This is a genomic window from Trueperaceae bacterium (assembly GCA_036381595.1).
GTDB lineage: Bacteria > Deinococcota > Deinococci > Deinococcales > Trueperaceae > DASVCN01.
The window spans coordinates 63,269-79,086 of sequence record DASVCN010000023.1; the positions used below are offsets into that span (position 1 = coordinate 63,269).

The 15,818-nt window shown below is 65.7% G+C and carries 15 protein-coding genes and 1 riboswitch; of the genes, 7 read left to right on the forward strand and 8 right to left on the reverse strand.

What is annotated here, in order from left to right; genetic code table 11:
• Positions 1-44 precede the first annotated feature (44 nt).
• Entirely contained in the window at positions 45-419 is a 375-nt protein-coding gene (locus tag VF168_06895; GenBank protein ID HEX7003895.1) for a DUF2267 domain-containing protein, read from the forward strand.
• 107 nt (positions 420-526) lie between these two features.
• On the opposite strand, the gene VF168_06900 is transcribed toward VF168_06895, so the two are convergent.
• The 3 genes from VF168_06900 to VF168_06910 all read right to left on the reverse strand — a co-directional run bounded on the left by VF168_06900 (position 527) and on the right by VF168_06910 (position 3,362).
• Positions 527-1,156 (reverse strand): CYTH domain-containing protein, encoded by a 630-nt coding sequence (locus VF168_06900; GenBank protein ID HEX7003896.1) that lies wholly within the window; start codon positions 1,154-1,156, stop codon positions 527-529.
• 96 nt (positions 1,157-1,252) lie between these two features.
• Positions 1,253-2,761, reverse strand: a complete 1,509-nt coding sequence (locus VF168_06905) for a glycosyltransferase family 4 protein (protein ID HEX7003897.1) — start codon at positions 2,759-2,761, stop codon at positions 1,253-1,255.
• A gap of 166 nt (positions 2,762-2,927) precedes the next feature.
• Positions 2,928-3,362 carry a DUF2243 domain-containing protein gene (locus VF168_06910; protein ID HEX7003898.1) on the reverse strand — a complete coding sequence of 145 codons (435 nt, stop codon included), beginning with the start codon at positions 3,360-3,362 and terminating at the stop codon, positions 2,928-2,930.
• 165 nt (positions 3,363-3,527) lie between these two features.
• Between VF168_06910 and fusA the strand changes: the two genes are divergently transcribed.
• Positions 3,528-5,582, forward strand: a complete 2,055-nt coding sequence (gene fusA / locus VF168_06915) for an elongation factor G (protein HEX7003899.1) — start codon at positions 3,528-3,530, stop codon at positions 5,580-5,582.
• Position 5,583: 1 nt separating this feature from the next.
• Here the strand turns inward: fusA and VF168_06920 are convergent, their stop codons facing one another.
• The 3 genes from VF168_06920 to metK all read right to left on the reverse strand — a co-directional run bounded on the left by VF168_06920 (position 5,584) and on the right by metK (position 8,556).
• Positions 5,584-6,342 (reverse strand): hypothetical protein, encoded by a 759-nt coding sequence (locus tag VF168_06920; GenBank protein HEX7003900.1) that lies wholly within the window; start codon positions 6,340-6,342, stop codon positions 5,584-5,586.
• Positions 6,343-6,445: 103 nt separating this feature from the next.
• Positions 6,446-7,309: a hypothetical protein gene (locus VF168_06925; protein HEX7003901.1), complete on the reverse strand. Its 864-nt coding sequence runs from the start codon at positions 7,307-7,309 to the stop codon at positions 6,446-6,448.
• A 74-nt stretch (positions 7,310-7,383) separates the two neighbouring features.
• Entirely contained in the window at positions 7,384-8,556 is a 1,173-nt protein-coding gene (metK, locus tag VF168_06930) for a methionine adenosyltransferase (GenBank protein HEX7003902.1), read from the reverse strand.
• A 109-nt stretch (positions 8,557-8,665) separates the two neighbouring features.
• Between metK and VF168_06935 the strand changes: the two genes are divergently transcribed.
• Entirely contained in the window at positions 8,666-9,196 is a 531-nt protein-coding gene (locus tag VF168_06935; GenBank protein HEX7003903.1) for a GNAT family N-acetyltransferase, read from the forward strand.
• A 32-nt stretch (positions 9,197-9,228) separates the two neighbouring features.
• The gene (locus VF168_06940; protein ID HEX7003904.1) at positions 9,229-9,771 is read left to right on the forward strand and encodes an NYN domain-containing protein; all 543 of its coding nucleotides are present in this window, start codon (positions 9,229-9,231) and stop codon (positions 9,769-9,771) included.
• An 11-nt stretch (positions 9,772-9,782) separates the two neighbouring features.
• Here VF168_06940 and rfbF read toward each other — a convergent pair whose 3' ends face one another.
• A complete protein-coding gene (gene rfbF / locus VF168_06945) occupies positions 9,783-10,589 on the reverse strand; it encodes a glucose-1-phosphate cytidylyltransferase (protein HEX7003905.1) in 807 nt (268 codons plus the stop codon).
• Between the two features lie 61 nt (positions 10,590-10,650).
• Entirely contained in the window at positions 10,651-11,439 is a 789-nt protein-coding gene (locus tag VF168_06950; GenBank protein HEX7003906.1) for a hypothetical protein, read from the reverse strand.
• A gap of 172 nt (positions 11,440-11,611) precedes the next feature.
• Between VF168_06950 and VF168_06955 the strand changes: the two genes are divergently transcribed.
• From VF168_06955 to VF168_06965, 3 genes are all read left to right on the forward strand, one after another.
• Positions 11,612-12,358: a hypothetical protein gene (locus tag VF168_06955; protein ID HEX7003907.1), complete on the forward strand. Its 747-nt coding sequence runs from the start codon at positions 11,612-11,614 to the stop codon at positions 12,356-12,358.
• A 106-nt stretch (positions 12,359-12,464) separates the two neighbouring features.
• The gene (locus VF168_06960; GenBank protein ID HEX7003908.1) at positions 12,465-13,277 is read left to right on the forward strand and encodes a sulfotransferase domain-containing protein; all 813 of its coding nucleotides are present in this window, start codon (positions 12,465-12,467) and stop codon (positions 13,275-13,277) included.
• A gap of 400 nt (positions 13,278-13,677) precedes the next feature.
• A riboswitch (cyclic di-GMP riboswitch) is annotated at positions 13,678-13,761 on the forward strand.
• Positions 13,762-13,951: 190 nt separating this feature from the next.
• Positions 13,952-15,646: a right-handed parallel beta-helix repeat-containing protein gene (locus tag VF168_06965; protein HEX7003909.1), complete on the forward strand. Its 1,695-nt coding sequence runs from the start codon at positions 13,952-13,954 to the stop codon at positions 15,644-15,646.
• Positions 15,647-15,818: the final 172 nt, after the last annotated feature.

The following is a 15,818-nucleotide window of genomic DNA, read 5'->3' on the forward strand; positions in this document are numbered from 1 at the left end:
AAACTGCCTTCCTGCGGCAATATCCTTTGCCCGGGAGGTGCTGGATGACTCACGAGCAGTTCATAGGACTGGTTCAGAACCGCGGCCATCTGGATTCTCGCGACGACGTGGAACGGGCTACCCGTGCGACCCTGGAAACGCTCGCCGAACGACTCGCGGGAGGGGAGGCGGACGATCTTGCAGCCCAATTGCCCCGCGAGATCGGCGAATACCTCCGTCATGAAGGGCAGAAGTTCGAACGGCTCGAGCTCGCTCAGTTCTACGAGCGGGTGAGCGAACGCGAGGGGAGCGAGCTGTCCGACGCGGTGCATCATGCCAAGTCGGTGGTGAGCGTGCTGCGAGAGGCGGTCAGTCCGGGGGAGTTCGCCGACATCGAACAGCAGTTGCCCGAGGAGTACAGGCCGTTGCTGGAGGCCTAGAGTCGTCCGGTCGAGTTCGCGGCGGACCCGCCGGTCGCGCTTCGCGCCGCGACGCTTCTGGCTAACGGTGCTCGAAGGCGAAGCGCGCCCTGCAATACGGTGCGGGATCACTCGTCCCAGCCGCCGAACATCAGCAGTTGGCGGACGCGCTCCAGCTTCGTCGTCGAGTTGGCGGTGAGCGGAACGACCCCGTCGACGGCGCCGGCGATCCGTTCGAGGGTGTCGATGCCGGTCGGCCCGTGGGCTTCGATCTCGACCTCGGTGAAGCCGACGGTGCGCTCCGCGTGCGGAGTGCGTGCGGTGACGCTGTCGAAGGCGAGCACAGCAGCCGGTCTGCCCGCTTCGAGCACCGCGTAGCGGACCCTTTCGGTCTCGATGATCGTGTGGGTCTGGACCATGCCCGGTGCGGTGATGGTCTCTATCCTGTCGAGGATCGGCCTGGGCCACTCGCGGCCCTCCATCGGCAGTTCGATCTCCTCGCGCTCGTGCAGCGCACCCTCTACCCGCCCGCGAGTCTTGAGCGTGGCCACGACCTCCCCATCGGTCATCCGGCGCCTCAGGGCGAGTCCGGCCCGCGAGAGGCTCAGCCTGGCGTCGTCGAAGTAGCGGTCCTTGTTGTACACACGGGCCGCCGGACCGAGGTCGAAGCCGGCGGCAGCGAGCGACCGCTCCAGCTCGGCCGCGTTGGGCTCACCTTCGAGCTGCGTCGAGAACTTCAGTTCCCGTTCGTTGACCACCGGTCGAGCATAGCAGCGGAGTGTCCGGTTCGGCGGCTTGCGCCGGGTGGGAGGACGCTCGTTCGGGGATGTCGGCCAACGAGCAGAAGGCCGGCCTCAACCCCTCTCGGGCCGCAGGTGGCCGGTTGGCCGCAGTCGACCGGTTTCGGGTCCGCTCAGAGAGCGGTCGGCCGGTAAGAGCGAGCGCTCGGCCGGTAAGAGGAAGCGGTCGGCGGGTGAAACGGAGCGATCGGCGGGTGAGACGGAGCGGCCAGCCGGTGAGACTGAGCGGTCCGCGGCTGAGACGGAGCGATCGGCGGGTGAGACTGAGCGGTCAGCCGGTGAGACTGAGCGAATGAGCCGCATGTAGCGCCGGACCGCGTGGCGCCTGTCGAACCTCCGCTGCTGCACTTCCCGTGCCCTCTGTCCCATGAGGGCGCATAGTCGAGGCGATTCGCTAAGCCGTTCGATCGCCGCCACCAGTCCCTCGACGTCCTGCTGCTCCACCACGACCCCGACGCCCTCGTTCTCCACCACCCGGGCAACCTCGGCAGCCTGGTTCATCACGGCTATCACCGGCTTACCCGCCGCCAGCAGCGGGTAGAACTTGCTCGGCACGCTCAAGCCCTCGGTGCCACGTTCGAGTGTCACCAGGGACACGCTCTGTGCGTTCAGCGAGAAGTTCAGTTCGCTGCGAGGCATGTAGGGGAGCAGCGTGACGTTGTTCAGACCTCGGCCGGCGATCTGTTCCTCGATCCAACGCTTCCTCGCCCCCTTGCCGATGATCAGGAAGTGGATCTCTTCCCGGTCTTTCAACGCCTCGGCCGCGTCGATGATCGTCTCGAAGTCGTGGAACAGGCCGAAGTTGCCGCTGTACTGGACCAGGAAGCGGCCCTCCAGCCCAGGGTGAGAGGCGAAGAAGCGGTTCTCATCGTCGGCGATGGGGAAGATCTCCTCGCCGTCCGCCCAGTTGGGGACCACCTCGATCGCGACCTCCTCGCCGGCAGTCTTGGCGCGGATGACGTTCCGCATGCACTCGCCAAGTACGACCACTCGGGTCGAGCGTTTCAACGCGAATCGGCAGACCGCGTCCCACGTCCTGTAGAGGAGGGAGCCGCGTTCGAGATGCCCGGTCACGGCCGCGATGTCGGGGTATACGTCCATGACGAGATAGATCAGCGGTACGCGGCGGATCGCAGCAACCAGGGCAGCGGCCGGAGCGAGGAACGGTGGACTGGAAGTGACCATGATGCGCTCGAGTCCGGGTCGGAGAAGCGCATTCAGGAAGATCGTCAGGGTGAGGCTCATCTCGTTGAGCAGCCTGCAGAGTACCCGTGAGCGCGGGAGGCGCAGGGAACGGACCCGGCAGATATCCACCCCCCGGTACGTTTCGCGGCGCGATTTGGACCTGCTGGCGCTGTGGACCGAGAACGAGGTCAATACCGAGACCTCCAGGCCCTGGGCGACGAGGTCCTCGGACAGTGCGGTCAGCAGCCGTCCACAGGTAGCTTCGGTCGGATAGAAGTGTTCCGAGAGCAGAAGCAGGCGGTTGCCCTCCCGCCCCCGGGCCGCCGATCCGGGAAGGGCAGCATCGAAGGGTTCCTGCACGTCGACCGCGCTCTTCATGTCGCCTCCGATCGAAGCGGCGCACGGGCACCCCATGGGTACTGCCCCACTCGGTCGTGCTCGTGATGGACGACGAGTCCGCCGACGCCAGCCGCAGGCTGGTACGACGGGTAGCGTTTTCGGCTCCTACCGTCCGAATGTAAGCGAAGTCACAACACCGCTCTTCTCATCCGTCACAAGAGTGCGCGACCAACACCCACCCCTCGAGCAGGAGCAGCAGCCCCGACGCTATCCAGGTGGCGTCGTAGAGCCACAGGTTCTCGGCCCCCATCCGGACCTGATGCAACTTCAGGAGTTTGTGGTCGACCGTTCCGTCGAAGAGCTGGAACCCTCCGGCGCCGGTGAGGATCCCGCCCCAGAAAGCTCGGCTGCCGGGTAGACCGGCGAGTTCGTCTCTATGTCGCCAGAGCATGAGAGCGGCCGCCAGCCAGAGCGAAGCGGTGAAGGCGTGGAACAGTCCGTCCGAGAAGATCCGCCAGTAGGCCGTGGTGGCCGCGAAGAAGTGGTGCCATTGCAGCAGTTGATGGAAGACGATCTCGTCCACCGCTCCCATCAGCGCCACGCCCAGCACTATCCCGATCCGGACCGCTCGCCCGTTCATGCCCCAATCTGAGCCGAACCGGGCCGAAGAGCAGCACCTCCCGCCCCGGCAGCGCCGCGGGCAGCCTGCTATACTTCCTGAACATTTCGAAGTAGCGCGAGCGTTGCCCCCAGGTTCCTCAGGAAACCGGCTCGATGTGTAGTCGGCCGTGGAAAGGACCAGGAGATGTCAGATACCCGGAACGTCGCGATCCTGTCCCACAGCGGGGCGGGGAAGACATCGCTGGTTGAGGCGATGCTCTACAGGGCGGGTGAAATCGAAACGCTCGGCTCGGTGGAGGAGGGCACGGCCAGCTCGGACTACACGCCCGAGGAGAAGCGCCGCAAGATCTCCATCTACAGCTCGGTCTTTCCGCTCAACTGGAAGGGACACCCCTTCAACCTGCTCGACACCCCGGGGTACGCCGACTTCGTCGGGGAGATTCGCGGAGCCCAGCTGGCCGCCGACGCCGCGATGATAGTGGTGTCGGCGGTTTCAGGTGTGGCGGTAGGGACCGAGCGGGTGTGGAACAGCTCCTTCGAGAGGGAACTCTCGACCCTCTTCGTCATCAACAAGATGGACCGGGAGAACGCCGACTTCTTCCGGACGATGGCCGATATCGAGTCGAGCCTCTCGGGCAACATCGCGGCGATCCAGATCCCGATAGGGCAGGCCGAGGAGTTCCAGGGCATCGTCGATCTCCTGAAGATGAAGGCCTACCTGTGGCCCGACGGCGAGCCGCTCGAATCGCCGATTCCCGACGAGGTCCTGGGTGTGGCTCAGGAGTACCGCGAGCGCCTGGTCGAGTCGGTCGTCGAGACCGACGACGAACTGATGATGCGCTACCTGGAGGACGCCGAGATAGGCAACGAGGCGCTCCTCGAGGCGTTCTACAGGGCGGTGAGGCGCAACGAGCTCACGCCGGTGCTGTTGACGTCGGCCACCAAGGTGATGGGCGTCTCGCTGCTGCTCGACTTCATGACCCAGGGCGTGCGGCCGGTGGAGGACCACAAGCCGCTGCCGACCCTCGAGGGCGAGCCGCCGAAGCTGGGCGTCGACGCGCCCTTCTGCGCACGGGTGTTCAAGACCACCATCGACCCGTATCTGGGCAAGGTCTCGCTCATCAGGGTATTGGGCGGCAAGCTGCGCGCCGGCGACGCGATCTACGACAACGAGCGGGCCGAGGAGGTCAAGGTCAGCCACCTCTACGTGCCCAAGGGGAAGGACCTGATCGAGGTGAGCGAGCTCGCGGCGGGCAGCATCGGAGCCCTCACCAAGATCGATGCCCTGCATACCGGCGACACCTTGACGATTCCTGGGTCGAGGGTTCGGCTCCAGCCGTTGCGCCTGCCTTCACCGGTGATGGCCCTCACCCTGCTGCCTCGCACCCGCGCCGATGAAGATCGGATGGGCGAAGCGCTGGGCAAGCTGCTGGAGGCCGACCAGACGCTCAAGCTCGAGCGCAACTCCGAGACCAACGAGACGGTCCTCTGGGGGATGGGCCACGTCCACCTCGAGGTCGCCATCAGGATGCTCGATGAGCGCTTCAACGCCGGGATGGATACCGCCCGGCCGCGTATCGCCTACCGGGAGACCGTGACCGGGCGGGCCGAGTCGCGCTACCGCCACAAGAAGCAGACGGGCGGCGCGGGCCAGTTCGCCGAGGTGGCGATGAGGGTCGAGCCGCTGCCCCGCGGCGCCGGCTTCGAGTTCGCGAACGAGGTGGTGGGCGGAACGATACCGTCGCAGTTCATCCCCTCCTGCGAGAAGGGGATCAGAGCCGCCCTGGAGGAGGGGCCGATGGGCGGCTACGGTGTCGTGGACGTCAAGGCGACCGTCTTCGACGGCAAGGACCACCCGGTGGACAGCAAGGACATCGCCTTCCAGATAGCCGCCTCGCACGCCTTCAAGGAGGCGATGATGAAGGCCAAGCCGGTGCTTCTCGAGCCGGTGGCGCTCTTGAAGGTGCGGGTGCCCGACCGTTACACCGGCGACGTGATCAGCGACCTTAACACCCGCCGCGGCCGCATCCAGGGGATGGACAGCGAGGGGTCGGTGAGCGTCGTGAGCGCCCACGTGCCGATGGCCGAGGTGCAGAGCTACTCACCCGACCTGCGATCGATGACCGGTGGCCGGGGCGCGTTCTCGCTCAAGCTCGACCACTACGATGTCGTGCCACAGGCGTTGGCCGAGAAGATCCTGGCGGAGAACCGGGCAGAAGCGAAGGCGAAAGCCGGCTGAGTCAGTCACCCGCGGCCAATGCCGCTGGCGCCCGATGGAAGTAGCGGAGAGCAAAGTACTCGGCCAGCTCGCTGGCGATCTCCGCCGGGCTCCGCTCCTCGTCGTTCGTGACCACGAGGACCTCCTGGTGACCGGCGGCCTCGAGTTCGGCGAGAAGAGTTCTGGTGTGGGTCAGCGCCGCGCGCTCCCAGGGAGCGACCTCGGGGCGCAGCAGGTCGCGCGCGTTCCCGCGCATCCGCCTCCGAGCCGCGATGGTCTCATCGCTCGCCTCCACGACGATCACCAGGTCGGGAGAGGGGAGGAGCGTGGAGAGGCGCCGGGCTATCCGCCTGATGTCCTTCTGCGCGGTCTTGGCCTGCAGCTCCATGATGAGCTGGAAGACGCCCTCGTCGAAGAGATGGACGCCCCGCCCCTGGTAGGGCGTGACGGAGCGAAGCCTCAGGCGCCGGTAGCGCTTGCGGAACGTCTTCAGGTCCCTTGCCGACAGCGGCCTCCAGGCGAGGGAGGAGTAGATGAACCGCGAGCGGTCTCCCAGGGTAGTCAGGTGACGGGACAGTTTGGCCCGCACTCCGGGCGCGAAGGTGGGCACGGCCAGTAGTTCCATAGCGCGCAACTCGGCGGCCAGGAGCCTGGCGAGGGTGGATTTGCCCACGCCGCGGGCGCCGAGCAGTTCGACGGTGAAGCCATCGGCCCCGCGCGCTGGACTCCTGCTCGACGTTTGCCTATGCGGCGAGCGGATCAGGCGTGACGAAGCCGTCACTATGAGGTCGTCCTTCGAGGGTCACGCGCAAGACTCGGCACAGCGCCGGTCAACGTACTTGCTTCGTGACGGCAACCACTTGGGGTAGCCTTACTGACAGGCTTCAGGCCCTCACGCGCTTGAGCTGCTCGAGCACATCCTGGGCGAGCTCGCGCCCCAACTCCTCGGCCTCCGACGCTTCCCCGCTGACCGTGCCCTGGAGGACCGGCCCCTCCTTCTGCGCCACCGCCCCGAGCAGGGTCAGCTCGCCGTCGGGAGCCACCGAGGCGAGCGCGCCAACGGACAACCCCTCCTCGCGCAGCGCCTGCTGGAAGGAGCGCTCTGCCGCGAAGCGATCGAAGCTGGGGCGGTGCTGGAGGGTGTAGGCGATCTCGAACGACATGTCATCGTCCTCCCGCACCAGTAGGCCCAGAGAGCCCTGGCCGACCGCCGGAACGAACGACTCCGGTTCGAGCAGAGCCGTGACACGGTCGCGACGCTCGAGCGCCATCATCGTCGAGCAGGGGAGGATGAGCGCGTCGAGGTCACCCGAAGCGAGCAGGCCCAGGTCGCGGTCGATCATGCCGGAGAGCAGTTCCACGTTGAAGTCGTGACCGGAGGCCCACAGGAAGGTCCTGTCTCGTTCGCTCAGGACGCCTACACGGGTGCCGGCCGGCAGGTCGACGAGGCCGGCCCTCCCCTTGGCCACCAGAGCGCTCCTCGGCTCGAGCCGTTTCGTCACCGCAGCCAGGGCGATGCCTTCGGGAAGAGCCTCGGGAAGTCGCTCGAGGCTCACGAGAGCGATATGAACGTTGCCCTTCTCGAGCGCGCCGAAGAGTGCCGGGAAGTCTCCGTCGGGTTGTGACGCGGGGATGGTCCGCTGGACCAGGTGCACGTCGGGCCACTCGGCGGCGAGTTCGCTCACGGCACTCCTTGCCTGAGCGAGGGCGAGGGCGCCATCGCGATTCCCCAGCACGATTCTTGCCATGGCAATGTTGTAACACACCGGCTGCGCAGCGATGCTCGTGCTGCTGCGGCCTTTCGGGTCCGTGGGTTTTCTCCTCAGGCCCTCGCCAGCGCCTCTTTCGCCAGCTCTTCGGCCCGGTCCGTTCTCTCCCAGGGGAAGCCTTCCCGGCCGAAGTGACCGTATGAGCTGGTGTCCTTGTAGATAGGTCGCTGCAGATCGAGCTGCTCGATGATCGAAGCCGGCCTCGCGTCGAACGACCTGGCGGCCAGCGCCGCGAGCCTCTCGTCGTCGAGCTTCCCGGTGCCGAAGGTGTCTATGTAGAGGCCCACCGGGTGAGCGACCCCGATCGCGTAGGCTAGCTGCACCTGGCAGCGGCGCGCGAGTTCAGCGGCGACGATGTTCTTGGCCATGTAGCGGGCGTAATAGGAGGCGCTGCGGTCGACCTTGGTAGGGTCCTTGCCGCTGAAGGCGCCGCCGCCGTGGGGCGCCGCTCCGCCGTAGGTGTCGACGATGATCTTCCTGCCAGTGAGGCCGGCATCGGCCTGCGGACCGCCGACGACGAACCGGCCCGTAGGGTTCATGAGCAGGCGGCTCTGGGCCAGCAACTCCTCGGGTATGACGGCGCGCACCACCTTCTCGGCGAGGTCGCTGCGCAACTGCTCGAGTTCCACGTCGGGATCGTGCTGCGCCGACAGGACTACGGTCGCCACTCCGACCGGGTGGTCGCCCTCGTAGCGGACCGTCACCTGCGCCTTGCCGTCGGGCCGCAGGTACTTCAGGGTGCCGTCCTGGCGCACCTGGGCCAGGCGTCTGGCGAGCTTGTGCGCGAGGGTTATCGGGAGCGGCATCAGTTCGTCGGTCTCGTCGCTGGCGTAGCCGAACATGAGCCCCTGGTCGCCCGCTCCGAGCAGGTCGTAGCGGTCGCCCGAATCGGCCTCCACGGCATGGTCGACCCCACGAGCGATATCCGGCGATTGTTCGTTGATCGCGATCAGGACGGCGGAGTGGTCGGCGTCGATGCCGTACGCACCGTCGGTATAGCCGACCTCCCGCACCGTGTCGCGGACGATCCGTTGCAGGTCGACGTAGCCGTCGGTGGTGATCTCGCCGGCGATCAGGGCGAGGCCGGTGGTGAGGATCGTCTCGGCCGCGACCCGGGCGTCGGGGTCGATCGCCAGTATCGAGTCGAGCACGCTGTCGCTGATGCGGTCGGCGAGCTTGTCAGGGTGCCCTTCGGTGACCGACTCGGCGGTGATCAGCTTCTGCAAGGGAGGCCTCCTTCAACGGACACAACCTTAGCAGCCGGGGCGCGCGGTCAGGGTCGCCGCGTATCCGAGGTCCGCTGCGAACTAGGCAGGCCCGTGGAATACTTGCCGGGTGTCGCCGGAACGGCTCAAGTTCTCGACCCGCAGGGCTACCCCCTCTGACGCCAGGGCGCTGCACGAGCTGCAGCGCCTCATCTACGACGAGGAGCGTTGGTTCGTGGGCGACGGACCGCCCAGCGAGAGCGTGCTGGCCGCCCGTATCCGCGCGCTCGACGCCAACATGTCGCTCTGGTTGGTGGCGTCGCAACGTCAGGCGCGCGACGAGTTGTGTGCCTGGCTCGAACTGCACCGCCTGCCTTCGACCCGTCTCCGTCACGTCGCCAACCTCACCCTGGCGGTATCGCCCCGCTGGCGGCGCCACGGCTTGGGCCGTGGCCTGCTGGCTTCCGGCTTCGACTGGGCGGCGACGGTGGGCGTCAGGAAGGTCAGCCTCAACGTCCGCGCCAACAACGAGGCGGCGATCGAGCTCTACCGCTCGGAAGGTTTCGTCCTCGAGGGCCGCGAGCGCCGGCAGATACGGACCGAGGAGGGGTTCGAGGACAATCTGATCATGGCCAGGTTCCTGGAAAGCGAGCTGAACTGAGCGGCCGGGCCGTGCGCCGGTTAGACTCGCTCATGACGTCGGAAAGCGCCGGCAGAGTCGTTGGTGAGTGGCCGGAGCAGCGGATCGGCCTGTTCGTGGACACGCAGAACCTCTACTACGGAGCGCGCGACAACTTCGACCGGCACGTCGACTACGAGGCGCTCCTGCAACTTGCCCTGCGCGGCCGCAGGCTCGCCCACGCCACTTCGTACGTGGTGGAACGCGACGGCGACGCCTCTGCCTACGGCTTCTTCACCAAGCTCTCGCTGCTGGGCTACCGGGTGCGGCGACGGAAGGTGCGGATCCACCGTCAGGACGAGAGCGGCAGGACGGTGATGGAGGGCGACTGGGACATGGGCATCGCGGCCGACATCGTTCGCGCCTGGGATCACCTCGATGTGGTCGCCCTGGCTTCAGGGGACGCCGACTTCGTTCCCATCCTCGAACTGGCGCAGGCCCGGGGCAAGCGCGTCGAGGTGCTGGCATTCAAGGAGAGCGTCGGCCAGAGTCTCGTGGACCTGGCCGACGCATTTGTCAATCTGAGTAGCGCCGAAGGGGTCTTCGTCGAGCAGTAGCGCCCGGCCCGTCAGTGCGCCAGTTCAGGTTGCCTCTGCTCCTGTCTCTCCCAGATCTTCCAGGGGGCCTCGCCGGAGGCCCACATCTCCTCCAGCATGTTCTTCTCCTTGAGGGTGTCCATGCACGACCAGAAGCCGCGGTGGCGGTACGCCATCATCTGCCCATCGCGCACGAGACGCTCCACCGGGTCCTTCTCCCAGACCGTGTCGTCACCGTCGATGTAGTCGATCGCTCTCTGCTCGAGCAGGAAGTAGCCGCCGTTGATCCAGGTCTCGCCGTCGCTCGGCTTCTCGTAGAAGTTCGTGACCTTGTCCCCTTCGAAAGCCAGGTTACCGAAGCGCGCCGGGGGCTTGACCGTGGTCACCGTCGCCAGCTTGCCATGCCCGTCGTGGAACGCCTTGAGCTTCCGCAGGTCCAGATCTGCGACGCCGTCACCGTAGGTGAAGAGGAAAGTGTCCTCCCCCTCGAGCCACGGCTTGAGCCGCCTGAGGCGGCCGCCGGTCATGGTGCTAAGGCCGGTGTCGACGAGATCGATCTTCCAGTCCGGCTGATTGCCGTCGTGGATGGTCGTGAGACCGTTGCCCAGGTCTATCGAGATGTCGTTGTTGATGGCGTAGAAGTTGAGAAAGTATTCCTTGATGAAATCGCCCTTGTAGCCCAGAGCGATGATGAACTCCTTGATGCCGTTCGCATCGAGCAACTTCATGATGTGCCAGAGGATCGGCTTGTTGCCGATCTCCACCATCGGTTTCGGTCGCAGTACCGTTTCCTCCTGCAGCCTGGTACCGAAGCCTCCCGCCAGGATTACTGCCTTCACATTTCCCCCCTTCGATTACGTCCGAATGATACGGACAGCTGCTTCGAACTGCCTGTGACGGCTAAACCTTTTGCCCGCCGATCTCGCTGGGCGTCTCGTCGAGCCACATCTCGTACGGGGTTGCGCGCAGCGCCGCCGCCAGTTCGTCGTAGTTCTCGATCAGATCGACCAGCCGCCTGTCGTTTATCCGCCTCAGGTCGGTGTGGACCGGAGCGCTCTCGACGCCCAAGAACGAGAAGACGCCGTCGAGCGTCCTCTGGTGGCTTCGCCCGTCCTGGAGGTCCCGTTCGTACGACAGGTAGTGGTAGGGCTTGCCGCTCAACGCCTCCTCTGCCAGGCACCAGAACTCCTCCCGGTCCCTCATGTGCCGGAGCAGCAAGTCGACGTCGATCGCATAGCGTCTGCTCACCACCCCATCGCTGGTCGCATGCGTGACGCCGGTGGCTCGCCTCAGGTACTGGGATAGCGAGTGACGCAGCAGGTTCTCCCGCTTCAGATAGATGATCCGGTAGCCGCGGTCGTGCATCCGATCGAGGAACTCCTTCGGGCGGCCCATCCGCTGATCCCTGACCAGATGGTGGACGAACACCTTGAAGCCGAAGTACTCGGCTCTCACTCTGCGGCGCTGGCTCTCCACGTAGAGTTCCGGCCACGGCACCCATCTGGCGAGCAGCTCCATCTCGCAGTCGACCCTCGGGTGCGAGTCGAGAAGGCGCGTGAGCAGGGTCGTTCCGCAGCGGCTCTGACTCCAGATGAGGAATCTCTCGTCCGTTGGCGGACTCTTCAGCAGATGCCGGTAGGCGGCGATACGCCGCAGGGTCTTGGACTTGTCCCGCTTGCCGTTGCCCATCCCGGCACAGTAGCAGCAGGGTGACGTCGGCCACTTTCGACCGTCACACTCGCCCGCCGCGGCGCGCCGCCAGCGCCGGTAGCGGAAGTTGTATTTCAGGAGCGGTTCGAGCGATCTAACTGCGGAGTAGCTTGAGTTCGGGTTTGAATAGGGCCACACGGAGGCCTATAGGATGTTCCCGTCAAACCGGTTCCAGGCCGGCACCACAGCCTCATCGACTTTCCTCGTCGAAGCCGTGGGACCGCGGGGCGTAGGGAAGTCGACGTTCGTCCGCTTCCTCCGCGACCGGTTGCAGGCGCTAGGGGTCGAGCACGACAGGCTCACCCCGGTCCGTGCGACCCAGCGCGCCGGCTTCCGGCTCTTCCGATCGGTGGGCTCGCTATACACGCGGCCGCTGTGGACCAGCTGGGCACCGCTCACGCGCGAGGACCTGCTCATCCACGAGAAGAGGTTCTGGCACTACCGCTACCAGACCTGGCGCATCGACCGCTCTCCCGGCCTGCACCTTCTCGATGAGGGCATCTTCCAACTCATCCTCACCCTCACCGTTCGGATGCCGTTGCAGGATCCCGCTCGGGTGGAGAAGCGGCTCCGGCGCCTGGTCCGCTTCCCCGACCTGGTGCTCTTCGTCCACGCGCCGGAGGAGGAGATACGGGCCCGGCGGAAGCTCAGGGGGAACTCCAGGGACCAGCTGCGTCTCAAGGTCTCGCCGGCCGGAACGGCCGCCACCCGAGCGGTGCGCGAGGCGCTCGAGCGGCTGCAGCCCGGCCGCGGCGAGGTGCTCTTCGTGGAGAGCAGCGATCTGGAGAGCCTGCGAAGGAGGGCCGAGGAGGTAGCGGACCTGATCGTCGAACGGGTGGGAGCGGTAGCGGCTGCGGCGCCCACGGCCGCAGGAACGGGTGGAAGCACGCGACCCTGACCGATCGGAAGTGACAGCTGGCGAACGACCTTCCCGACAGTCGGTGCATAGTCGAACCGGAATCATCAGTCGTCGACAGACCGGCCTGGTGGAAGGGGGACTTCCGATGTTCGTGCTCGCCAACGGTGCCTACAAGTCCGGATCGACCTGGCTGCTGACCATCCTCACCGAGCTCAAGAAGTTCGAAGAGATCCCGGCGCCCTACCGTAAGCAGGTCTTCCGTCAGGCCTGGGTCGACCCGGCTCGGCTCGAGGAGTTCCTCGAGAGCCGTTGCCACCACGACCACGACTACGTTTCGAAAGGGCATTACGGGGGCAAGAGGGTCAGGGAACTGCTCCTCTCGCACGAGGACGTGGTCGTGTTCGACATAACCAGGAACCTGCCAGACACGGTCGTGTCGCACTACTACCACTTCACGCGGATGTACCGGGTGGACTGGAGTTTCCGTAAGTACTACTGGCTGGTGGGCCGCTACAAGGCGTTCGAGGTCCGGCGCTACCACGAGACCTGGAAGGAACCGCACCCTAACGTCTACGTCTCCTCGTTCGAATCGCTCAAGCGCGACTTCGCAGGTGAGGTGCGGAGGATAGCGGCCGTGCTGAGCCTCGAGCCCGACGACGAGGAGATAGCTCGCATCAAGGAGGCCACTTCGCTCTCCTCGATGCGGGCGCGCCGCGGCAAGGCCGGCGCCGAACGATTCTTCCGGAAAGGGGAGATCGGTGACTGGCAGGCGCACTTCGACGAGCGGATGCTCGCCGACGTCCAACGCATCGAGAGGTACGGTTTGCCTCCCCTCGACCGCGCCGTCTACGCCCTGCTCTTCGACCTGCGCACCTCGGTCAGAGCGTGGGCGCGGAAGACGATGGCCGTCCGGAGCAAGTCCCGAACGGCGGCTGCCAAGGCAACGGAGATAGGCTGAAGCAGCAGCTCTGGAGGAAATGAACCGCGCCGCTCCTCGCGACGCGGTCATTCCGGGTGTGCGGTCATTCCCGGCGGCCGGTTCTTCCCGGTGTGCGGTTCTCCACGGGGCGCGGTTCTTCCCGACACGCGCTTCTTCCTGGGGCACTGGTTCTCGACGGTGCGTGGATCTGCCCGACGACCGTTTCTGCCGACGCGAGGTTCGTCCCTGAGCGCCCTACTCCACGGGTCGATCCGCCCCGTCCTGCCGTGCCGTAGCGAGACCACCGACCCGAAGCGGGTCCCGAGTCGGATAACCAACTGAACAGGCCGTACTCCTACGGCAACTTCTTCACAACCTGGTCGAACTCGAAACGTTACTTTTTCAGTCGGTACCCGAGAGGTACCGGAGAGGGAACGATCGTCCCCTCGGAGGCAGCGAAGTCCGTTTCCTATCTGGGCGCCTGAAACGGACGGAGCCAATGGCGCAACCGGCCGCGGAGGAACGTTCTCGTTTCCGTCTCCCCCTTCCTCCAGACAGACAGTCACGCCCTCGCTCGACCCGGTCGAGGTGGGCCAGAAGAGGAAGGTACAGATTTGATGGGTCGTGTTCCACGTTCTCCCGGCGCTAACTACGCAACGTCATGGTCACCCACCCACAGGAGCCTCATCCGGGGGCTGCTATGGTCAGCACAGATGGCACTGCTGATCGCACTGCTCGCCGCCTGCGCCACCGTCGCGGGCGACACGGCGAACCTGATGCCGGTCACCAAGCTCACCGTCGACGTCGGATCCGACGTCGTAACCGGCCTCGACCGTATCGCCGCTCTCGAGGGCACTATCGAAGGTCCGTCGTCCTCAGAGGTGACCCGGGTCGAATGGGTGGTCGTAGCCGGACCCGGCGAGGTCTCCTTCGAGCAGGTGGGGTCGGTCTCGACCTCAGCGACGTTCTCGGCGCCTGGCGTGTACGAGCTGCGGCTCACCGCCTGGGTGGACGACGAGTTCACCTACGACGCGCTCACCGTCACCGTTCCCGGCGGCGACAACACCGTCGTCCAGGGGACCATCTGGTACGTCTCGACCGAAGGGTCGGACAGCAACAGCGGGACTTCCCCCGACGACGCTTTCCGCACCCTCAACAAGGCGGGCACGATGGTCGAGCCTGGCGACGTCATCCAGCTGCGTGGCGGCGTCTACTACGAGTACAACGACGCCGATGACAGGTACGGGCTGCCCCAGACCTCATTCACGACGGACGGCACTGCAGAGAAGCCGATCGTCATCGAGAGCTTCCCCGGCGAGCTGGCGATCATAGACGGCAGCCGCCGGCCCGACGGCTCCCGGTTCGAGTTCGAAGACGGACCCGATCGGATGCAGCGCCCCTACCTGCTCCACCTGCCCGTCAACCACTACATCGTCCGCAACCTGGAGTTCAGGAACAGTGTGGGCAGCGGCCTCGCCGTGACCGCCAGCACCGACGAGGACACCGGCAACCACAACCTGCTGAGCCACCTGCACCTGCACCACAACCATGGCAACGGCCTGACCGCCTCGGGACTGATGCGCGACGACGGGGACATCTACGTCACCGGCAACGTAGCCGAGTACATCGTCTCGCACAACAACGGCAGCACCCGCAACGGCGGCAACAGCGCCGACGGCATCAAGATGTCGTACGCCAGAGATGGCGTTATCTCCCACTCCCTGCTCTACAAGAACTCCGACGACGGCATGGACTTCTACGGCAGCACCGACATGCTGGTCGACCGTTCCCTGGCCTGGCTCAACGGCTACTTCTTCCGAGACGGCGACAGCGATCCGTTCAGCGACGAGTTCGCCTACGAAGCACCCACCGGCAACGGCATGGGCTTCAAGATGGGCAGCAGTCCGTCGGGTCGCAACAGCGGCAACCGGATCAGCAACTCCATCGCCTGGGAGAACAAGCGCTTCGGGTTCACCTTCAACAGCGCCGGTGGTGTCACCTTCGTGAACAACACCTCCTGGAAGAACGGCTCCGGTGGGTTCGCCGCCAGGTGCTTCGGGACCACGGTCCTGCGTAACAACCTGAGCTTCGACGAATCGAACACCATCACCGCCGACGCCAGCGGTTGCTCGGACGGCTCCATGCCCGACCATCGCTTCAACAGCTGGAACCTGAACATCGGTGACCCCGAGTTCGTCTCCACCAACCCCGAGTCGAGCGGCTTCCTCAGCCTCGCGAACGGCAGCCCGGCTGTGGATGAAGGGGTCGACGTAGGCCTCGCCTTCGAGGGTTCGGCTCCCGACCTGGGTGCGCTCGAGGTAGGACAGCGGATCGCGGCCATGCTCACCTCCGCGTTCGCCGAGGTCCAGCAGTCCGGCGGGTTCAGCCTGGCAGGCGGCGTCCGCTAGCCGAACCGGAAAACGCAGCAGCGGTGCGTGCGGCCGACATCCGTCGGCTGCACGCACTTTTCTCGTTGTGGACACCCCGCTCGACTCCGTGACTGGCGTACGCGAAGCACGGGGTCGCCTACCTAGAATGGTGCCGGAGTGACAATGTCCGGCCGCACTACAACTCATCCGG

What these genes read in the sequence shown, in the direction of transcription:
- VF168_06895 (HEX7003895.1), top strand. Translation starts at nt 45, where the DNA reads ATGACTCACGAGCAGTTCATAGGACTGGTTCAGAACCGCGGCCATCTG.
- VF168_06905 (HEX7003897.1), bottom strand. Translation starts at nt 2,761, where the DNA reads ATGAAGAGCGCGGTCGACGTGCAGGAACCCTTCGATGCTGCCCTTCCC.
- VF168_06910 (HEX7003898.1), bottom strand. Translation starts at nt 3,362, where the DNA reads ATGAACGGGCGAGCGGTCCGGATCGGGATAGTGCTGGGCGTGGCGCTG.
- fusA (HEX7003899.1), top strand. Translation starts at nt 3,528, where the DNA reads ATGTCAGATACCCGGAACGTCGCGATCCTGTCCCACAGCGGGGCGGGG.
- VF168_06925 (HEX7003901.1), bottom strand. Translation starts at nt 7,309, where the DNA reads ATGGCAAGAATCGTGCTGGGGAATCGCGATGGCGCCCTCGCCCTCGCT.
- VF168_06940 (HEX7003904.1), top strand. Translation starts at nt 9,229, where the DNA reads ATGACGTCGGAAAGCGCCGGCAGAGTCGTTGGTGAGTGGCCGGAGCAG.
- VF168_06950 (HEX7003906.1), bottom strand. Translation starts at nt 11,439, where the DNA reads ATGGGCAACGGCAAGCGGGACAAGTCCAAGACCCTGCGGCGTATCGCC.
- VF168_06955 (HEX7003907.1), top strand. Translation starts at nt 11,612, where the DNA reads ATGTTCCCGTCAAACCGGTTCCAGGCCGGCACCACAGCCTCATCGACT.
- VF168_06960 (HEX7003908.1), top strand. Translation starts at nt 12,465, where the DNA reads ATGTTCGTGCTCGCCAACGGTGCCTACAAGTCCGGATCGACCTGGCTG.
- VF168_06965 (HEX7003909.1), top strand. Translation starts at nt 13,952, where the DNA reads ATGGCACTGCTGATCGCACTGCTCGCCGCCTGCGCCACCGTCGCGGGC.